The organism is Kitasatospora sp. MAA4, from assembly GCF_029893355.1.
Classification (GTDB): Bacteria; Actinomycetota; Actinomycetes; order Streptomycetales; family Streptomycetaceae; genus Kitasatospora.
On the sequence record NZ_JARZAI010000001.1, the window covers coordinates 246,472 to 265,382 of the forward strand.

At 70.7% G+C, this 18,911-nt stretch carries 19 protein-coding genes and 1 pseudogene; 17 read left to right on the forward strand and 3 right to left on the reverse strand.

Annotated features, from left to right (window positions below):
* Positions 1 to 20: 20 nt before the first annotated feature.
* Both P3T37_RS01080 and P3T37_RS01085 read right to left on the reverse strand, forming a co-directional pair.
* Positions 21 to 692 carry a response regulator transcription factor gene (locus tag P3T37_RS01080; RefSeq protein ID WP_035804803.1) on the reverse strand — a complete coding sequence of 224 codons (672 nt, stop codon included), beginning with the start codon at positions 690 to 692 and terminating at the stop codon, positions 21 to 23.
* Positions 693 to 1,604: a RecB family exonuclease gene (locus P3T37_RS01085; RefSeq protein ID WP_280721437.1), complete on the reverse strand. Its 912-nt coding sequence runs from the start codon at positions 1,602 to 1,604 to the stop codon at positions 693 to 695.
* 279 nt (positions 1,605 to 1,883) lie between these two features.
* Between P3T37_RS01085 and P3T37_RS01090 the strand changes: the two genes are divergently transcribed.
* The 3 genes from P3T37_RS01090 (at position 1,884) to P3T37_RS01100 (ending at position 4,772) form a co-directional block, all read left to right on the forward strand.
* Complete coding sequence (locus tag P3T37_RS01090; protein WP_280721682.1) at positions 1,884 to 3,020, forward strand: site-2 protease family protein; 1,137 nt, start codon at positions 1,884 to 1,886, stop codon at positions 3,018 to 3,020.
* Between the two features lie 40 nt (positions 3,021 to 3,060).
* A complete protein-coding gene (locus tag P3T37_RS01095) occupies positions 3,061 to 4,017 on the forward strand; it encodes a tRNA (adenine-N1)-methyltransferase (protein ID WP_280721438.1) in 957 nt (318 codons plus the stop codon).
* 146 nt (positions 4,018 to 4,163) lie between these two features.
* Entirely contained in the window at positions 4,164 to 4,772 is a 609-nt protein-coding gene (locus P3T37_RS01100) for a hypothetical protein (RefSeq protein ID WP_280721439.1), read from the forward strand.
* Between the two features lie 28 nt (positions 4,773 to 4,800).
* Here P3T37_RS01100 and P3T37_RS01105 read toward each other — a convergent pair whose 3' ends face one another.
* The gene (locus P3T37_RS01105) at positions 4,801 to 5,103 is read right to left on the reverse strand and encodes a ferredoxin (protein ID WP_280721440.1); all 303 of its coding nucleotides are present in this window, start codon (positions 5,101 to 5,103) and stop codon (positions 4,801 to 4,803) included.
* 253 nt (positions 5,104 to 5,356) lie between these two features.
* Between P3T37_RS01105 and arc the strand changes: the two genes are divergently transcribed.
* From arc to P3T37_RS01175, 14 genes and pseudogenes are all read left to right on the forward strand, one after another.
* Complete coding sequence (arc, locus tag P3T37_RS01110; RefSeq protein WP_280721441.1) at positions 5,357 to 7,123, forward strand: proteasome ATPase; 1,767 nt, start codon at positions 5,357 to 5,359, stop codon at positions 7,121 to 7,123.
* Positions 7,124 to 7,375: 252 nt separating this feature from the next.
* Positions 7,376 to 8,887: a depupylase/deamidase Dop gene (gene dop / locus P3T37_RS01115; protein ID WP_280721442.1), complete on the forward strand. Its 1,512-nt coding sequence runs from the start codon at positions 7,376 to 7,378 to the stop codon at positions 8,885 to 8,887.
* A gap of 219 nt (positions 8,888 to 9,106) precedes the next feature.
* On the forward strand, positions 9,107 to 9,325 hold the full coding sequence (locus P3T37_RS01120; RefSeq protein ID WP_280665460.1) for a ubiquitin-like protein Pup: 219 nt from the start codon (positions 9,107 to 9,109) through the stop codon (positions 9,323 to 9,325).
* A gap of 105 nt (positions 9,326 to 9,430) precedes the next feature.
* Positions 9,431 to 9,853, forward strand: a pseudogene (locus tag P3T37_RS01125) (endonuclease VII domain-containing protein); the annotation flags it as partial.
* Between the two features lie 20 nt (positions 9,854 to 9,873).
* Positions 9,874 to 10,716 (forward strand): proteasome subunit beta, encoded by an 843-nt coding sequence (gene prcB / locus P3T37_RS01130; RefSeq protein ID WP_280721443.1) that lies wholly within the window; start codon positions 9,874 to 9,876, stop codon positions 10,714 to 10,716.
* Positions 10,717 to 10,764: 48 nt separating this feature from the next.
* The gene (prcA, locus tag P3T37_RS01135; RefSeq protein ID WP_280721444.1) at positions 10,765 to 11,538 is read left to right on the forward strand and encodes a proteasome subunit alpha; all 774 of its coding nucleotides are present in this window, start codon (positions 10,765 to 10,767) and stop codon (positions 11,536 to 11,538) included.
* Between the two features lie 169 nt (positions 11,539 to 11,707).
* A complete protein-coding gene (pafA, locus tag P3T37_RS01140) occupies positions 11,708 to 13,069 on the forward strand; it encodes a Pup--protein ligase (protein WP_280721445.1) in 1,362 nt (453 codons plus the stop codon).
* Positions 13,070 to 13,234: 165 nt separating this feature from the next.
* On the forward strand, positions 13,235 to 14,218 hold the full coding sequence (locus P3T37_RS01145) for an FKBP-type peptidyl-prolyl cis-trans isomerase (protein ID WP_280721446.1): 984 nt from the start codon (positions 13,235 to 13,237) through the stop codon (positions 14,216 to 14,218).
* Between the two features lie 133 nt (positions 14,219 to 14,351).
* Entirely contained in the window at positions 14,352 to 15,668 is a 1,317-nt protein-coding gene (locus P3T37_RS01150) for an FKBP-type peptidyl-prolyl cis-trans isomerase (protein ID WP_280721447.1), read from the forward strand.
* A gap of 181 nt (positions 15,669 to 15,849) precedes the next feature.
* Positions 15,850 to 16,224, forward strand: a complete 375-nt coding sequence (locus P3T37_RS01155; RefSeq protein WP_280721448.1) for an FKBP-type peptidyl-prolyl cis-trans isomerase — start codon at positions 15,850 to 15,852, stop codon at positions 16,222 to 16,224.
* Between the two features lie 164 nt (positions 16,225 to 16,388).
* Positions 16,389 to 17,384 carry a WYL domain-containing protein gene (locus tag P3T37_RS01160; protein ID WP_280721449.1) on the forward strand — a complete coding sequence of 332 codons (996 nt, stop codon included), beginning with the start codon at positions 16,389 to 16,391 and terminating at the stop codon, positions 17,382 to 17,384.
* A gap of 26 nt (positions 17,385 to 17,410) precedes the next feature.
* Positions 17,411 to 18,343, forward strand: coding sequence for a WYL domain-containing protein (locus P3T37_RS01165; RefSeq protein ID WP_280721683.1), 933 nt, complete (start codon positions 17,411 to 17,413; stop codon positions 18,341 to 18,343).
* On the forward strand, positions 18,340 to 18,573 hold the full coding sequence (locus P3T37_RS01170; RefSeq protein ID WP_280721450.1) for a hypothetical protein: 234 nt from the start codon (positions 18,340 to 18,342) through the stop codon (positions 18,571 to 18,573). The genes P3T37_RS01165 and P3T37_RS01170 overlap by 4 nt, the downstream gene beginning before the upstream one ends.
* Before the next feature lie 27 nt (positions 18,574 to 18,600).
* Positions 18,601 to 18,774, forward strand: coding sequence for a hypothetical protein (locus tag P3T37_RS01175; RefSeq protein ID WP_280721451.1), 174 nt, complete (start codon positions 18,601 to 18,603; stop codon positions 18,772 to 18,774).
* The last annotated feature ends 137 nt before the right edge of the window (positions 18,775 to 18,911 follow it).

Consider the following 18,911-nt stretch of genomic DNA (forward strand, 5'->3'; position numbering starts at 1 on the left):
CCCCTCGCCGTACCCGTTCTCTAGAGCGCGCCGGGGCGCACCAGGCCGCTCTCGTAGGCGTACACCGCGGCCTGCACCCGGTCGCGCAGCCCCAACTTGGTCAGCACATGGCCGACATGGGTCTTCACCGTGGTCTCGCTGACGAACAGCTCGGCGGCGATCTCCGCGTTGGACAGCCCGCGGGCCACCAGCCGCAGCACCTCCATCTCGCGCTCGGTGAGCGTGTTCAGGGCCGGCGAGGGCGTCTCGTCGCCGGAGGGCAGTCTGGTGGCGTAGAGGTCCAGCAGCCGGCGGGTGATCGAGGGGGCGAGCATCGCCGCGCCGTCCGCCACCACCCGGATCGCCTGCACCAGCTCCTCGGCCGGAACGTCCTTGAGCAGGAAGCCGCTGGCACCCGCCCGCAGCGCCTCCACCACGTACTCGTCCAGGTCGAAGGTGGTCAGCACGAGCACCTTGACCGGGCCGTCGCGCCCGGGGCCGGCGATCCGCCGGGTGGCCTCCACCCCGTCCATCCGCGGCATCCGGATGTCCATCAGCACCACGTCGGGCTGCAGCGCCCGCACCTGCTCCAGGGCCTGCTGGCCGTCTCCGGCCTCACCCACCACCACCAGGTCGGCCTCGGCCTCCAGAATCATCCGGAAGCCGGTGCGCAGCAACGGCTGGTCGTCGACCAGTAGCACCCGGATCGTCACTTAGGACTCCTCGCTCATCTGCGTGTTCGATCCCCCGTGGACCGCGGGATCCTCGGCGGCCCGTGCACCGGGCAGGGCCACCACCGGAAGGGGGTAGGGCGGGGGAGTGCCGCCGAACTCCGGACAGCTCTGCTGATGGTCGCACCAGTCGCACAGCCGGTTGCGGGTGGCCGGGAACTCACCGGTGGCCACCGCCCGGCTGATCGCCTCCCAGAGCGCCAGCAGTTTGCGCTCCACCGACAGCAGGTCCGCCTCGTCGGGGTCGTAGCTGACCACGTCCCCGCCCCCGCCGAGGTAGACCAGCTGCAGCCGCTTGGGGATCACGCCCTTCCAGCGCCAGACCACCAGGGCGTAGAACTTCATCTGGAACATCGCCTTGGCCTCGAAGTCCGCGCGGGGCGCCCGGCCGGTCTTGTAGTCCACCAGCCGCACCTCGCCGGTCGGAGCGACGTCGACCCGGTCGATGTAGCCGCGCAGCTTGAGGCCCGACTCCAGCACGGTCTCCACGTACAGCTCGCGCTCGGCGGGCTCCAGGCGGGTCGGGTCCTCCAGCTTGAACCACTGGCCGAGCAGCTTCTCGGCGTCCGCCAGCCAGCGGGCCAGTGCGGTGCCGTCCGGGTCGTCGGCGAACAGCGCGGCAAGCTCGGGCCGCTCGCCCAGCAGCCGCTCCCACTGCGGGCGCAGCAGCTCCCTGGCCCGGTCCGCGGTCCGCTCGCCGGCCGGGTGGTCGAACAGCCGCTCCAGCACCGCGTGCACCATGGTCCCGCGGGTGGCGGCGGCGCTCGGCGGCTCCGGCAGCTTGTCGATCACCCGCAGCCGGTAGAGCAACGGGCAGGTCAGGAAGTCCCCGGCACGGGAGGGGGAGAGCCCGGTCGGGGGCACGGCCCGGCGGGCGGTCTCGGTCGGCTGCATGGACCCGACCCTATGGGGTCCGGCCGTCATCCCACTGTCAGGGCGCTCACAGCAACGATCCAGGCCCGGAACCGGTGGCCCGGCCTCCGTAGCGGGTAGGACACTGGTGGACAGGGGCGTCCCCGCCGTACGGAGAGATCACGTAGCGTGGGCAGCCACCCGGCCCGGACGGCCGGAAGACGGCGGGGACGACGACCTGAAGGGGTCACGGTGAGCGACACCACGGGTCAGCAGACCTCCGAGCAGCCACCCGAGCAGGACCGGCGCCCGCAGGAGCCCGTGCGCCCCGGCGGCGGAATCCTGATGGGCCGCCCCTTCGGCGTGCCGATCTACGTCACCCCCACCTGGTTCCTGATCGCCGGCCTGATCACCTGGATCTTCGGCGGCCAGCTCGCCAACGTGCTGCCCGACCTCGGCGCCACCCGCTACCTGGTCGCGTTCTCCTTCGCGATCGCCTTCTACGGCTCGGTGCTGGTGCACGAACTCGCCCACACCCTGGTCGCGCTGCGCTACAAGCTGGGCGTGCGCCGGATCCAGCTGCAGTTCCTCGGCGGCATCTCGGAGATCGAACGGGAGGCCGAGACCCCGGGCCGGGAGTTCTGGCTGGCCTTCGTCGGGCCGCTGCTCTCGCTGGTGCTCGGCGGGATCTGCTGGGGCGCGCTGAACTTCGTGACCCCCGGCACGGTCCCCGGCGTGCTGATCGCGGGCCTGGCCGTCTCCAACCTGGTGGTCGCCGCCTTCAACCTGCTGCCCGGCCTGCCGCTGGACGGCGGCCGGATGCTGCGCGCGGTGGTCTGGGGCATCACCGGCCGTCCGATGGCCGGCACGGTCGCCGCCGCCTGGGCGGGGCGGGTGCTGGCGGTGGTCGTCCTGTTCGGGCTGCCGATGGTCAACAACGCCGGGGGCGGCACCCGCTCCAGCGGCGACACGCTGCTGGACACGGCGCTGGCCGCGGTGCTGGCGGTGGTGATCTGGAACGGTGCCGGCGGGGCCGTGCGCAACGCCCGGCTGAAGGCGGCGCTGCCCGGACTGACCCTGCGCGGCCTCACCCGCCGGGCGGTGTCGGTCAGCGCCGACACGCCGCTGGCCGAGGCGCTGCGCCAGGCCCGCGAGGCGCAGGCCGGAGCCGTCCTGGTGGTCGACGGCCTGGGCGAGCCGCTGGCGCTGGTCAAGGAGGCCGCGGTCCTGCAGATCCCCGAGCAGCGCCGGCCCTGGGTCGCGGTCGGCGCACTGGCCCGCTCGCTGGAGCCGGGGATGCGGCTGCCCGCCGCCCTGGAGGGCGAGGAGCTGCTCGCGGCGCTGCGCGCCAAGCCCGCCAGCGAGTACCTGGTGGTCGAGGCGGACGGCTCGGTCTACGGGGTGCTGGCGGTGCTGGACGTCGAGCGCCGGCTCAGCGCAGCCGTGTCCGGGCGCTGATTGGTCGGGGGCCCGTCGCCGTTCCCTTAGGATTGTCCTTATGTCCGAACCGACCGGTGCCACCCGCAGGCGGGGGCCATTCACGGTCGGGGATCAGGTTCAGCTGACCGACCCCAAGGGCCGTCACTACACGTTCACGCTCGAAGCCGGGAAGAACTTCCACACCCACAAGGGTGCCTTCCCGCACGACGAGCTGATCGGTGCCCCCGAGGGCACGGTCGTGCGAACCACGGGGAACGTGCCGTATCTCGCGCTGCGCCCTCTGCTCCCCGACTACGTCCTGTCCATGCCCCGCGGCGCTGCCGTGATCTACCCCAAGGACGCGGGGCAGATCCTGGCAATGGCCGACATCTTCGCGGGCGCCCGCGTGGTCGAGGCCGGCGTCGGCTCCGGCGCGCTCAGCACGTACCTGCTGCGCGCGGTCGGTGACACCGGCATGCTGGCCTCCTACGAGCGCCGCCAGGACTTCGCGGACATCGCGCAGAAGAACGTCGAGCGCTACTTCGGCGGTCCGCACCCGGCCTGGAAGCTCACCGTCGGCGACCTCCAGGACAACCTGGTCGAGGGCGACGTCGACCGGATCATCCTGGACATGCTCGCCCCCTGGGAGTGCCTGGACGTGGCCGCCAAGGCCCTCGTCCCCGGCGGTCTGATCTGCTGCTACGTGGCCACCACCACGCAGCTGTCGCGCACCGTCGAGGCGCTGCGCGAGCACGGCAGCTTCACCGAGCCGGCGTCCTGGGAGACCATGGTCCGCACCTGGCACGTGGAGGGCCTGGCGGTCCGCCCGGACCACCGGATGATCGGTCACACCGGCTTCCTGCTGACCTCCCGCCGGCTGGCGGACGGCGTCGAGCCGCCGCTGCGCCGCCGCCGCCCCGCCAAGGGCGCCTACGGCGAGGACTACGACAACGGCAGCCCCGAGCCCACGCTGGCCGAGCGCGCGGCGGCCCGTGCGGCGTCCCGCGAGGACAACCCGGTCATCGACCAGGACTGACGGAACCCAAGGGCGGCGCCTCGGCGCCGCCCTTCGGCGTACCCCGGCGCACACGCCCCGGCGCGCGCCGCCCCCGGTGCCGGGCCACCCGTTCTGATGTGCGACGATGCTGGCGACACGGACATCCTGCCGGTGGAGGGGCCCCCTTGGCGGACGACGCAGTGCACGCAGTAGTGGCCGATCGGCCCGCCCGTGACACCACCCCGGACCACGCCCGCCCGGGCCTGCTGCACTGGAGCGCCGTGCTGGCCGCCTGTGTGGCCGTGGTGGCCGCCGCGCTCGCCGCAGGGCCCGCTGCCGGAGCCGTCCGCAGCGCCCCGGCCGGCGCCCCCCGGCCCGTCCCGACCGCCCAGGCACCCGATCCGGCCAAGGCGCAGCTGCCGCTGGACTGCGGCCCCTTCCCGGTCAAGATCTCGATCAGCTTCCCCGCCGACCTCGGCGACGGCACCCCCGCCACCGTGGTCGCCGCGCACTGCTCCGCCGACAACGGCACCCCGCCGGACGGCGTCTTCGTCCTGGCAGCCGGCCCCGACGGGCAGCCGGTGGTCCGCGACACCCTGGTGCACTGGCAGGAGAACCTGACGCTCACCCGCCTCGCGCTGCGCAGCGACGGCGTCCTGACCGGCCAGGCCCTCGGCTACTCCGGCGCCGACGTGCCGCGTTGCTGCCCCGACCTCACGGTAAACCTCAACTGGACGCGCAAGGGCGGCTCGTACGTCCGCACCCAGAGCAGCGCCCCGTCGGCCGCGGCCTGACGGGGCGCCAGCAGCGCTGCGCGGAGGCTCAGTCGGCGTCCGGCCCGTACACCTCGACCTGGTCGCTCACCCGGCGGACGTGGATGCAGTCGCCCGGGCACTCCTTCGCCGAGTCGACCACGTCCCGAAGCAGCGTCAGCGGGACCGGCGCGGTCTCGCCCGGCTGCTGGCGCAACTCGTCGTCCTCGCCCTTCACATACGCCAGGCCGTCGATGTCCATCTCGAAGACCTCTGGGGCGTACTGCACGCAGATGCCGTCGCCCGTGCACAGGGCCTGATCGATCCAAACCTCAAGGGGCTCGCCGACGGCTGCCTCGCTGGTCACCGACATCGTCTCCTGCCGTTTCTGTCCGCTTGTCCGACGATCCGTCCAGGAGGAACGGTCACGATCGGGTATTGACTTGCCCGACGATACATCCGCCCGCTTTCCGAGGGTGTGTGGTGGGTATCTCCTACGCAGAGGGGAAGCACACACGGGTGAAGATCGGACACACCCCTTCCGTCTTTCTGATCTAGGGGTTTACACGGCCCCTGGTCCAGGTAGGGTCTGGAAGCATCCCGCTCCCCAGGAGGAGGTGAGGACCGTGGCAGCCCACGATGACGACTACAACCGCAGTGCCGGCAAGCCCGCTCGTGGTTCCGACGAGGCCGCACAGGTCTCGTACCTCGAGCAGGAGATCGCCGTCCTGCGCCGCAAGCTCGCCGATTCGCCGCGCTCGTCGAGAATTCTCGAAGACCGGGTCATCGAGCTTCAGACCAACCTGGCCGGAGTCTCCGCCCAGAACGAACGGCTCGCCTCCACCCTGCGAGAGGCCCGCGACCAGATCGTGGCCCTCAAGGAGGAAGTGGACCGGCTGGCCCAGCCACCCGCAGGATTCGGCACCTTCCTCTCCCAGAACGAGGACGGCACCGCCGACATCTTCACCGGCGGGCGCAAACTGCGCGTCAACGTCAGCCCGAGCCTCGACCTCGACGAGCTGCGCCGCGGCCAGGAAGTGCTCCTGAACGAGGCGCTCAACATCGTCGACGCGTTCGAGTTCGAGAGCATCGGCGACATCGTCACCCTCAAGGAGGTCCTGGAGGACGGCGAACGCGCGCTGGTCACCGGGCACACCGACGAGGAGCGGGTGGTCCGGCTCGCCGAACCGCTGCGCGACGTCACGCTGCGCCCCGGCGACGCCCTGCTGATGGAGCCGCGTTCCGGCTACGTCTACGAGGTCGTCCCCAAGGCGGAGGTCGAGGAGCTCGTCCTCGAAGAGGTCCCCGACATCGACTACCGGCAGATCGGCGGTCTGCACGCGCAGATCGAGATGATCCGCGACGCGGTCGAGCTGCCCTACCTGCACGCGGAGCTCTTCAAGGAGTACGAGCTGCGGCCCCCCAAGGGCGTGCTGCTCTACGGCCCTCCCGGCTGCGGCAAGACGCTGATCGCCAAGGCGGTCGCCAACTCGCTGGCCAAGAAGGTCGCCGAGGTCACCGGCCAGCCCCAGGGCAAGAGCTACTTCCTCAACATCAAGGGTCCCGAGCTGCTCAACAAGTACGTCGGCGAGACCGAGCGGCAGATCCGCCTGGTCTTCCAGCGGGCTCGTGAGAAGGCCAGCGAGGGCACCCCCGTCATCGTGTTCTTCGACGAGATGGAGTCGCTCTTCCGCACCCGCGGCTCCGGGGTCAGCTCGGACGTCGAGAACACCATCGTCCCCCAGCTGCTCGCCGAGATCGACGGCGTGGAGGGGCTGGAGAACGTCATCGTGATCGGCGCCTCCAACCGCGAGGACATGATCGACCCGGCGATCCTGCGCCCGGGCCGGCTCGACGTCAAGATCAAGATCGAGCGTCCGGACGCCGAGGCGGCCAAGGACATCTTCTCCAAGTACCTCAAGCCCTCGCTGCCCTTCCACCCGGACGACCTCAAGGAGCACGACGGGTCGCTGGACTCCACCGTCGCCGCCATGATCCAGGCGGTTGTGGAGCGGATGTACACCGAGACCGAGGAGAACCGCTTCCTGGAGGTCACCTACGCCAACGGTGACAAGGAGGTTCTGTACTTCAAGGACTTCAACTCCGGCGCGATGATCCAGAACATCGTCGACCGGGCGAAGAAGATGGCCATCAAGGACTTCCTCGACCACGGCCAGCGCGGCCTTCGGGTCTCCCACCTGCTCGCCGCCTGCGTGGACGAGTTCAAGGAGAACGAGGACCTGCCCAACACCACCAACCCGGACGACTGGGCCCGTATCTCCGGCAAGAAGGGCGAGCGGATCGTCTTCATCCGCACGCTGGTCACCGGAAAGCAGGGCGCCGAGTCCGGCCGCTCCATCGACACCGTGGCCAACACCGGCCAGTACCTCTAGTACCTCCAGCACATCCAGGCGAGGCAGTATCCGCACCACCTGCACACGACACGCTCCGACACCCCGTCCGGCCGTCGGCCCCCGGGCCCACGGCCGGACGGGGTGTCTGCGGCACCCGGGGCACCGGGCCGTCGGCGCAGTGCTCCACGCACCACCCGCCGCCGCGGACCACACGGTCCGCCGCCGGCGGAGCACAGCAGGGACGTCGGTGTCCCGCCCGCTCGGGGCGGGGCGACGGGCAAGGAGGGCCGCATGACCGTAAGGCGCGTGATGGGCATCGAGACCGAGTACGGGATCTCCGTACCCGGACACCCCAACGCCAACGCCATGCTCACCTCGTCCCAGATCGTCAACGCCTACGCGGCGGCGATGCACCGGGCGCGCCGCGCCCGCTGGGACTTCGAGGAGGAGAACCCGCTGCGGGACGCCCGGGGTTTCGACCTCGCCCGCGAGGTGGCGGATTCCAGCCAGCTGACCGACGAGGACATCGGCCTGGCCAACATCATCCTCACCAACGGCGCCCGCTTCTACGTGGACCACGCGCACCCCGAGTACAGCTCGCCCGAGATCACCAACCCGCGCGACGCGGTGCTCTGGGACAAGGCCGGCGAGCGGATCATGGCCGAGGCCGCCGCCCGTGCCCTGGAACTGCCCAACGGGCAGACCATCCACCTGTACAAGAACAACACCGACAACAAGGGCGCCTCCTACGGCACCCACGAGAACTACCTGATGCAGCGGGCCACCCCGTTCGCCGACATCGTCCGCCACCTCACCCCGTTCTTCGTCTCCCGCCAGGTGGTCACCGGCGCCGGCCGGGTCGGCATCGGCCAGGACGGCTCAGCCAACGGCTTCCAGCTCAGCCAGCGGGCCGACTACTTCGAGGTCGAGGTCGGCCTGGAGACCACCCTCAAGCGGCCCATCATCAACACCCGCGACGAGCCGCACGCGGACGCCGAGAAGTACCGCCGGCTGCACGTGATCATCGGCGACGCCAACCTCTCGGAGATCTCCACCTACCTCAAACTCGGCACCACCTCGCTGGTGCTGGCGATGATCGAGGCCGGCTTCATCGCCGTCGACCTCGCCGTCGACCAGCCGGTGCGCACCCTGCACCGGGTCTCCCACGACCCCTCGCTGCAGCACCTGATCCAGCTGCGCAGCGGCCGCAAGCTGACCGCCGTGCAGCTTCAGATGGAGTACTGCGAGCTGGCCCGCAAGTACGTCGAGGACCGCTACGGCCACGACGCCGACGAGCAGACGGTGGACGTGCTGGCCCGCTGGGAGGACGTGCTCGGCCGCCTGGAGCGCGACCCGATGAGCCTGTCCAAGCAGCTCGACTGGGTCGCCAAGAAGGAGCTGCTGGAGGGCTACCGCCAGCGCGACGGCCTGGACTGGGACCACCCCCGGCTGCACCTGGTCGACCTCCAGTACAGCGACGTACGACCCGAGAAGGGCCTCTACAACCGCCTGGTGGCCCGCGGTCGCTTCGACCGCCTGGTGACCGAGGAGGACGTGCTGCGCGCCGTCCACAAGCCCCCGGAGGACACCCGGGCGTACTTCCGCGGCCGCTGCCTCGAGCAGTACGCGGAGCACGTCGCGGCGGCCTCCTGGGACTCGGTCATCTTCGACCTGCCGGGCCGCGACTCCCTCCAGCGGGTACCGACCCTGGAGCCGCTGCGCGGGACCCGCAACCACGTCAAGGAACTCCTCGACCGCTGCCGCACCGCCGAGGACCTGGTCCGGGTGCTCTCCGGCGGCTGAACCCGCCCGGTGAGTCGGCGATCACCACGGGTGAACGCACCCCCGGAGGGGAATCATCCAGGTGACGTCCCGGCGTTGAAGAGAGTGGACGTTCAGGGTGGAGGCAGCAGACGCCGCCGATACCACGCAAACGGGCAGCGCCAGTCGCACCCGGTGTATAGGGTCTGAGCAGCAGGCTTGGACCAACCGTGCCAGACGAATTCGAGCGGGGTGAGGGACATGGCGACCAAGGACACCGGCGGCGGCCAGCAGCGGGCGAACCGCTCCTCCGAGGAGGTCGAGGAGCAGACTGCGGAAACGCAGAACTCCGAGGAACTCAAGGAGCGCCAGGAAAAGCTGAGCGACGACGTGGACGCGGTATTGGACGAAATCGACGAAGTCCTCGAGTCTAATGCCGAGGATTTTGTTCGTGGCTTCGTTCAAAAGGGCGGGCAATAAAGAATGTCGGAAATGCATTTCGAGGCGCATTGTTCGAGATGCAAGAAGACATTGCCGGCCGGTGATTTCGCAAAGAATCGGTCGAGGTGGAACGGGCTGCAGGCGATGTGTCGCGCCTGCAGCGCCGCCTATTACGACCAGCGGCAACTGGCCAAGGGCAAGGTCGTCCGTCCGCGCGTGGAGGTTCCGGTCGGACACAAGCGGTGTGCGAAGTGCGAACAGGTGAAGCCGCATGCCGAATGGGACCTCAACCGCAGTTCGCCGGACGGTTTCGCGGCCTATTGCAAGGCGTGTCGAAAGGTCTATGGCAGGCGTCGGCATTTCGAGAAGAACTACGGCATGACCGAGGCCGACCTGCAGGCCATGCTCGCCTCGCAGCACCACCTCTGCGTGATCTGTCTGGCGAAGCGGGCCGAGCATGTGGATCACGACCACGAAACGGGTAGGGTCCGTGGCATCCTCTGCTTCGCGTGCAACGCGGCACTCGGGCAGATGAGGGACAGTCCCGACGCGCTCCGGCGGGCTGCCGACTATCTGGAAGGAATCGTGTGGAAGCCAACACTCGTGGCACCGGGCGTCTACCGGATGCCTTCCTCACTGCGGGATCCTCGTCGTTCATCGAGTTCCTGGCGGACTATTCGCCGGAGCTGCTCCCCGGACGGCGCGTCCTCCCCGAGGGACTGACCATCGACGCCCCGCACGGCACCACCATCGTCGCCGCCGTCTTCGACGGTGGCGTGGTGATCGCTGGTGACCGCCGGGCGACGATGGGCAACGTGATCGCCCAGCGCGACATCGAGAAGGTCTTCCCGGCCGACGAGTACAGCGCGGTCGGCATCGCCGGCACCGCCGGCCTCGCGGTCGAGATGGTCCGCCTGTTCCAGCTGGAGCTGGAGCACTACGAGAAGATCGAGGGCGCGGTCCTCTCGCTGGAGGGCAAGGCCAACCGCCTCACCACCATGATCCGGGGCAACCTGGGCATGGCGATGCAGGGTCTGGCCGTCGTCCCGCTCTTCGCCGGCTACGACCTGGACCTCGGGCGCGGGCGGATCTTCAGCTACGACGTCACCGGCGGCCGGTCCGAGGAGCGCGGCTTCACGGCCACCGGCTCCGGCTCGGTCTTCGCCCGCGGGTCGCTGAAGAAGCTCTACCGCGATGACCTGACGGCCGATCAGGCCGCCACCCTGGTCGTCCAGGCGCTCTACGACGCGGCCGACGACGACTCGGCGACCGGCGGTCCCGACATGGCGCGCAAGATCTTCCCGATCGTCTCGCTGATCACCGAGGACGGCTTCCGCAGGCTGTCCGACGACGAGGTGTCCACGATCGCGCACTCGATCGTCGAGCACCGCAACGCCCGTCCGAACGGTCCGCAGGCCCCCCTGCTGTAGTCCGCCAGCCCCACACCCCACCCACCTGACAGAAGGGGACGACCGCCGGTGTCCACACCGTTCTACGTCTCGCCTCAGCAGGCCATGGCGGACCGCGCGGAGTACGCCCGCAAGGGCATCGCGCGCGGTCGCAGCGTGGTCGTGCTCACCTACGCCGACGGCATCGTCTTCGTCGCCGAGAACACCTCCCGGGCGCTGCACAAGGTGTCCGAGATCTACGACAAGATCGCGTTCGCCGCGGTCGGCCGCTACAACGAGTTCGAGAACCTGCGGATCGGCGGCGTCCGATACGCCGATCTGCGCGGCTACTCCTACGACCGGGCCGATGTGACGGCCCGTGGGCTGGCCAACGTCTACGCCCAGACGCTGGGCACCATCTTCTCCTCGGTGGGCGAGAAGCCCTACGAGGTGGAGCTGATCGTCGCCGAGGTGGGCAAGGCCACCGAGGACGACCAGATCTACCGGCTGACCCCGGACGGGTCCGTGGTGGACGAGCAGAACACCGTCGTGGTCGGCGGCAACGCGGACTCCATCGGCACGTACCTGGAGCAGCGCCACACGCCCGGTCTGAGCCTGGCGGAGGCCCTCAAGGTGGCCGTGGAGTCGCTCGCCCGCGACCCCAACGGCGGCTCGCCGCGCACCCTCACGCCCGAGCAGCTGGAGGTGGCCGTGCTGGACCGCCACCGGCCGCAGCAGCGCAAGTTCAAGCGGATCCTGGGCGGCCAGCTGGCCCGGCTGCTGAGCGGCGACGAGTCGGCGGCGGCCGAGGACGGCACCGAGGGCGCGGCCCCGAAGGACGTCTCCGGGGACGCCGCCGAGTAGCGCGGCGGCTTCCGGGCCCGTGGGGTGCGGCGCGATCGGCGCCGCACCCCACGGGCGCGCGCATTTCCGGCCCGGTGCGCCGCGGCCGCGGTCCGGCCCGGAATAACCGTGCTCCGATTGGCGCAGCAGAAACGGTTTCAGAACCCCGCCAGAAGCGTAAAGTCCCACCATGGATCGCCGAATTTTCGGGCTGGAGAACGAGTACGGCGTCACGTGTACGTTCCGGGGACAACGGCGTCTGTCTCCGGACGAGGTGGCCAGGTACCTCTTCCGCCGCGTAGTTTCCTGGGGACGAAGCAGCAATGTCTTCCTGCGCAATGGCGCACGGCTTTACCTCGATGTCGGTTCGCACCCCGAGTACGCCACTCCGGAGTGCGACGACGTCACCGAGCTGGTGACGCACGACAAGGCGGGCGAGCGCATCCTGGAGGGCCTCCTGGTGGACGCCGAGCGGCGTCTGCACGAGGAGGGCATCGCCGGGGACGTCTACCTCTTCAAGAACAACACCGACTCGGCCGGCAACTCCTACGGCTGCCACGAGAACTACCTGGTGGCCCGGCACGGGGAGTTCTCCCGGCTGGCCGACGTGCTGATCCCGTTCCTGGTGACCCGTCAGCTGATCTGCGGCGCCGGCAAGGTGCTGCAGACCCCGCGGGGCGCGGTCTACTGCGTGAGCCAGCGGGCGGAGCACATCTGGGAGGGCGTCAGCTCGGCGACCACCCGTTCCCGTCCGATCATCAACACCCGCGACGAGCCGCACGCGGACGCCGAGCGCTACCGGCGGCTGCACGTGATCGTCGGCGACTCGAACATGTCGGAGACCACCACCCTGCTCAAGGTGGGTGCCACCGACCTGGTGCTGCGGCTGATCGAGGCCGGCGTGGTGATGCGGGACCTGACGTTGGAGAACCCGATCCGGGCGATCCGCGAGGTCAGCCACGACCTCACCGGCCGCCACCAGGTCCGCCTGGCCAACGGCCGGGAGGCCAGCGCCCTGGAGATCCAGGAGGAGTACTACAGCAAGGCGCTGGAGTTCGCCGACCGCAAGGGCCTGAACACCGGCACGGTGGCCCGGGTGCTGGAGCTGTGGGGCCGCACGCTGGAGGCGGTGCGCACCGAGGACCTCGCCAAGGTCGGCAACGAGATCGACTGGATCATGAAGTACCAGCTGATCGAGCGCTACCGCGAGAAGCACCAGATGAGCATGTCGAACCCGCGGGTCGCCCAGATCGACCTGGCGTACCACGACATCCACCGCCGCCGCGGGCTCTTCTACCTGCTGCAGAACAAGGGCCAGGCGCAGCGGGTCACCACCGACCTGAAGACCTTCGAGGCCAAGTCCGTCCCGCCGCAGACCACCCGCGCCCGGCTGCGCGGGGACTTCATCCGCAAGGCGCAGGAGCAGCGCCGCGACTTCACGGTGGACTGGGTGCACCTCAAGCTCAACGACCAGGCGCAGCGCACCGTGCTCTGCAAGGACCCGTTCCGTTCGGTGGACGAGCGGGTGGAGAAGCTCATCGCAGGCATGTAGCCCAGCCATGTAGCCCAGCCGGGGAAGGCGGGGCGGGCAGGTGATCCGACCGTGTGGTTGATCACCTCCCCGCCCCGCCTTCCGGCGTGCGGAGGGTACGGGTTCTAGGGTGGTCGAGTTCGCCGGGCCGTAGTGAACCGGACTTGACCGACAGTGAGGAACACCGTGCGACGGATCGCCGGGCTGCTTGCAGCCCTGCCACTGCTGGCGCTCGTGGCGTGCAGCAGCAGCACACCCGTGAAGAGCGGCCCGTCCGCGGCGCCGAGCAGTTCGGCCCCGGCCGTGCCCAGCCCGGTGGGCTCGGCCTCGCCGATGCCCACGGTGAGCGGGGACTTCGGCAAGAAGGCGGTGATCACGATCCCGCCCGGCCAGCCGAGCGGGCAGTTCGTGGTCAGCACGCTGAGCGAGGGCGACGGCGCCGGGGTCAACAAGGGCGACTGGGTGACGGTCAACTACACGGCGAAGAACTGGACGACCGGCAAGGACGTGCCGAGCTCGTACGACGCCGGCTCCAAGCCGCAGCTCTACCAGGCGGGCAGCGGGCAGCTGGTGCCGGCCTTCGACCAGAGCGTGGTGGGCAAGAAGGTCGGCAGCCGGGTGCTGGTGGTGGCGCCGCCGGCCGCGGGCTTCGGCAGCACCGGCAACACCGCGCTGAGCGTGGGCGGCCAGGACACCGTGGTCTTCGTGCTGGACATCATGGAGGACGTGCCGCAGGACTCCGCGGTGACCGGGACGATGACCCAGGCGCCGCCGACCTCCCCGCAGGTGAAGGACAACGGCAAGGCCGCTCCGACGATCACCGTGCCCAAGGACCAGCCCGCGCCGACCGATCTGCAGACCTCGGTGCTGATCAAGGGCGACGGCAAGCCGGTGCAGGCCGGGCAGACGCTGGTGGTGCAGTACACCGGGGTGCTGTACAGCAACGGCCAGCAGTTCGACTCGTCCTGGAGCCACGGCGGGGCGCAGGCGCTCCAGGTCGGCACCGGAAGTGTGATCCAGGGCTGGGACAAGGGGCTGGTCGGCCAGCCGGTGGGCAGCCGGGTGCTGCTGGTGATCCCGCCCGCGCTGGGGTACGGCGACAAGGCGCAGTCCTCGATCCCGGCGAACTCCACGCTGGTGTTTGTGATCGACATCCTGGAAGCTGTGTAGTCGATCGGTAGCGGCGGGGCAGGCCCTTCTCATGTGTCATGTACACCTGGTGAGAGCCTGCCCTCATGCTGAGCTGACATACTGCTGCCGATTCGCACAGCGGCGAGCGATCTGATGGCGAGGATGGGGAGTCATGGCTGAGAATGCGTCGGGCCCGGGCGAGGCCGACACCGCGAACGGCGCGGTCGCCGACCCGGCGGCCCCGAGGCCCGGGGGCCCGCTGCCGGGCGACGGCGAGTCCATCGTGATTCCGCCGTCGATTCTCAAGCAGCAGGCGGGCTGGGCCCAGCCGGGCCAGGCCGCGCCGGCCGCTCCCGGCGCGCCCAAGGAGGAGGCGCCGCAGGTGTTCGCCTCCACGGTGCGCAAGGAGCAGCAGTCCGAGGCGGACTACGACAAGGCTCCCGGCGTGGGCAAGCTCGGCGCGGTGCTCGCCACCGTGCTGGCGGTCCTGCTGGTGGGCAGCGGCGTCGCGCTGTACGAGATCAACAAGCCGGACAACAGCAGCTCGTCCTCGGCCGCCGACAGCGCCACCGCCACGCCGAGCGCGCCGGCCTCGCCGAGCGCGCCGCCCGTCCCGCCGATCAAGACGGACGCCAAGGTGCTCCCGACGGTCACCGGCGACGTCGGCAAGAAGGCGACCATCGCGCTGCCCGCGGGCGGTTCCCCGGACGGCAACTTCGTGGTGAAGCCGCTGACCGAGGGCGACGGCGCCAAGGTCGACAAGGGCTCCTGGATCACCGCGGACTTCACCCTGAAGGACTGGACCACCGGCAAGGACATCCCCGGCTCCTACGACCAGGGCCAGCCGCAGATCTTCCAGGCGGGCCTCGGCCAGCTGATCCCGGCCCTGGACGCCAGCGTGGTGGGCCACAAGGCCGGCAGCCGGCTGCTCGTGGTGGCGCCCCCGGCGGCGGCCTTCGGCAGCCAGGGCAACTCCGGCCTGGGCCTGGGCCCCACCGACACCCTGGTGATGGTGATCGACGTCGAGCGCGTCAACGCCGCCGACTCCCGGGTCAGCGGTGACGTCACCGAGCCGCCGGCCGACTTCCCGCAGGTCAAGGTCAACCCCGGCAAGCCCGACACGATCACCCCGCCGGCCGGCGTGACCGACCCGACGGCGCTGAAGACCGCGGTGCTGATCCAGGGCAAGGGCCCGAAGGTCGCCAGCGGCGAGAAGGTCGTCGTGCAGTACACCGGCGCGCTGCTCAAGGACGGCAAGGAGTTCGACTCCTCGCTCGGCAAGACGGCGTTCAGCTTCGTCACCGGTGGCGGGAACGTCATCGCGGGCTGGGACCAGGGCGTCGTCGGCCAGAACGTCGGCAGCCGGATCGAGCTGGTCATCCCGGCCTCGCTGGCCTACAAGGACCAGGCGCAGGCGGGCATTCCGGCCAACTCCTCGCTGGTCTTCGTGATCGACATCCTCGATGCCGGTGTCGGCTCGGCCAACTAGCAGTGACAATAATGGGGTGACCGGCCGTCGGGGCGACCCGTGGCCGGGCTTGAAGCAGATGGGCGGCGGACGCCCGTACGGTGGTTCCCCAGGGAGCCGCGGTACGGCGGTCCGCCGCCGTGCTGTGTGCCGTGGAGCATTGACGAAGGCCGCCACGGGCGGCTGATGAGAAGAGGCAGTTGTGAGCGAGAAGACGAAGCCGGAGATCGACTTCCCGGGCGGCGAGCCGCCGGTTGACCTGCAGATCCGCGACATCGAGGTGGGTGACGGCCCCGAGGCCAAGCCCGGCCAGACGGTCAAGGTGCACTACGTGGGCGTGGCCTTCAGCACCGGCGAGGAGTTCGACGCCAGCTGGAACCGTGGGTCGGCCTTCAGCTTCCCGCTGGGCGGCGGCCGGGTCATCAAGGGCTGGGACGAGGGTGTCGTCGGCATGAAGGTCGGTGGCCGGCGCGAGCTGATCATCCCGGCCAACAAGGCCTACGGCAACCAGTCGCCGACCCCGGCGATCAAGGCCGGCGAGACCCTGATCTTCGTGGTCGACCTGCTGGGCGTCTGACGCCGGAGGCCCCGACGGCCGCACTCCGCACGCGGGGTGCGGCCGTCGTCGTCCGGTCCCGGCTTTCGCCGCAGGTCCCGCTACCGGTACGGTCGGGTCCGCCGGGTCCACGTATGGCCCGGCGGCGCAGCCCGCGCGCTGCGCGGCACACCGGAAGGGTCACGATGGCGATCGCCAAGGCAGAGCGGCTGATGAACCTCGCCCTGTGCCTGATGAACACCAAACGCCCGCTCTCCAAGCGAGAGCTGCGCGAGTCCATCGAGGCCTACCGGGAGGCCTGGCAGCACGGCAGCGAGGACGCCTTCAACCGGATGTTCGAGCGCGACAAGGACGATCTTCGCGAGCTCGGCCTGGTCATCGACGTCGACGAGAACACCTCCGACGGCGAGATCGGCTACCTGGCCCGCGCCGACCGCAACCGGCTGCCCGAGATCGCGCTGGACGCCGAGGAGGCGGCCGCGCTGAGCCTGGCCGCCAAGGTCTGGCACCAGGCGCGCCTGTCGGGCGCCGCTAGCGGCGCGCTGCAGAAGCTGCGCGCGGCGGGTGTGCCGTTCACCGAGGACGGCGCCGACGGCCGCACCGCGCTGGAGCCCCGGATCCCGGCCCGCGAGGCCGCGTTCGAGCCGCTGCTGCTGGCCGCCCGCGACCGGCGGCCCGTCAGTTTCGAGTACCGCAAGTCCGGGTCCGCGGCCGTCGAGGCGCGCTCGGTGGAGCCGTGGGCGCTGGAGTGCTGGCGCGGCCACTGGTACCTGGCGGGCTGGGACCGCGACCGCTCCGCCGTGCGGGTCTTCCGGTTGAGCCGGATCACCGGCAAGGTCCGCTCGCGTTCGGGCGCGTTCGCCGCGCCGATCCCCGAGCACGTGGACGTCCGGGCGTACGTCGCCACCTTCGCCGGTGAGGGCGCCACCGCCAGCGCCACCGTCCGGGTCCGCCGCGGTGCCGGGTTCCCGCTGCGCACCAAGGCACTGGCGACCCGTCAGATCGACGCGGACTGGGACGAGTTGGAGATCCCGTACGGCCACGGGCTCGGCGCCGACCTCGCCGAGTTCGGCCCGGACCTGGTCGTCCTCGCGCCGGACGACCTGCGGGCCGACGTCATCGACCGGCTGCGCGCAGTGGCCGGGCTCGCAGCACAAGCGCCTGAAGGAGCCACCCGGTGAGCAACGCCATCGACCAGACCCGCCGGATGCTCTCACTGGTCACCTATCTGCGCGAGCGCCCCGGCGCCGAGGTCGCCGAGGTGGCCCGGGCGTTCGGGATCACCGAGCGCGAGCTGATCGCGGACCTGAACGTGCTGCCGATGTGCGGCACCAGCTTCCGCGGCGGCGACCTGCTGGACATCGACACCGACGGCGAGCGGATCTGGTGGCACAACGTCGACGACGTCGCCCAGCCGCTGCGGCTGGCCGCCGACGAGGCGACCGCGCTGCTGGTGGCCGCCCGCGCGGTGGCCGGCCTGCCGGGCCTGCGCGCGCGTGACCGGGAGGCGCTCACCCGCGCCGTCGCCAAGATCGAGAACGCGGCGGGGGAGAGCGCGGAGGGCAGCGCCCGGGTCGGAGTGACCTTCGAGGCCGAGGGCCAGGTCTTCGCCGACATCGACCGCGCGCTCTCCGAGGGCCGGCTGATCTGGCTGCGCTACTACTCGCACGGGCGCGGCGGCATGACCGAGCGCGAGGTGGACCCGATCCGCCTGGTGACCGAGGGCCACACCTACCTGGAGGGCTGGTGCCGGACCTCGGAGGACCGCCGGCTCTTCCGGCTGGACCGGGTCGCCGAGGTCAAGCTGCTGGACGAGCCCGCCCGCCCGCCGCGCCTGGAGCCCCGCGACCTCTCGCAGGGCCTGGTCAACCCGGGCGCGGACGACCCCGAGGTGGTCGTCGAGGTCGGTCCCGCCGGCCGCTGGGTGGCCGAGTACTACACCCACGACCTGGCCGAGGAGCTGCCCGACGGCGGCCTGCGGATCACCCTGCGCAGCTCCGACCCGTCCGGTCTGCGCACGCTGGCGCTGCGACTGGGCCGGGACGGGCGGATCGTTTCGCCGGCCCCGCTGGCCGAGGAGGCCCGGGAGGCGGCGCTGGCCGCGCTGGCGGGCTACCAGGGCGGGACGGCGCCGAGGTGACGGAAGAGGACACCAGGTTCAAGGTCTACTGCTCGCAGTGCCGGGAGAAGGTCGAGCTGGCCGCCTCGGAGTTCCGCCTGGCGCTGGGGCGCACCAAGGAGCGGACCTTCTACAGCTTCAGCTGCCCGGTCTGCGGCGCGGCGGTGCGCAAGCCCGCCGGTGAGAAGATCGTCGAGGCGCTGACCGGCGCCGGGGTGCGCACCATGCGGCTCGTCCCGGTCGAGGGCTAGGCGTTTCCGTCCCAGTGGAGGTTGTTCGTGCCGTGGATCCTGATGGCGGTCGTGGGGCTCGGCACCGCCGGGCTGCTGGTGCTCGGGGTGCTCGCGATGCGGCTGTGGCTGGATGTGCGGGTGCTCTCGCGCGAGGTGGACACCGCGGCCCGCACCCTGACCGAGGCCTGCGCGGAGCTGGCCGGGACCGTCCGCGGGTAAGCGGTGCGTCCAAACTTCACCTGCTCGTGAGGGTTGGGGGGCTCCTGGGCCCGCTGCGCGCGGGTTAGGCTCTCACGTGGCCCGTGCTGTGCGCGGGCCGCACCGTCCCGTCCGCTCCCGCGCTCCGAGCCCGGCCC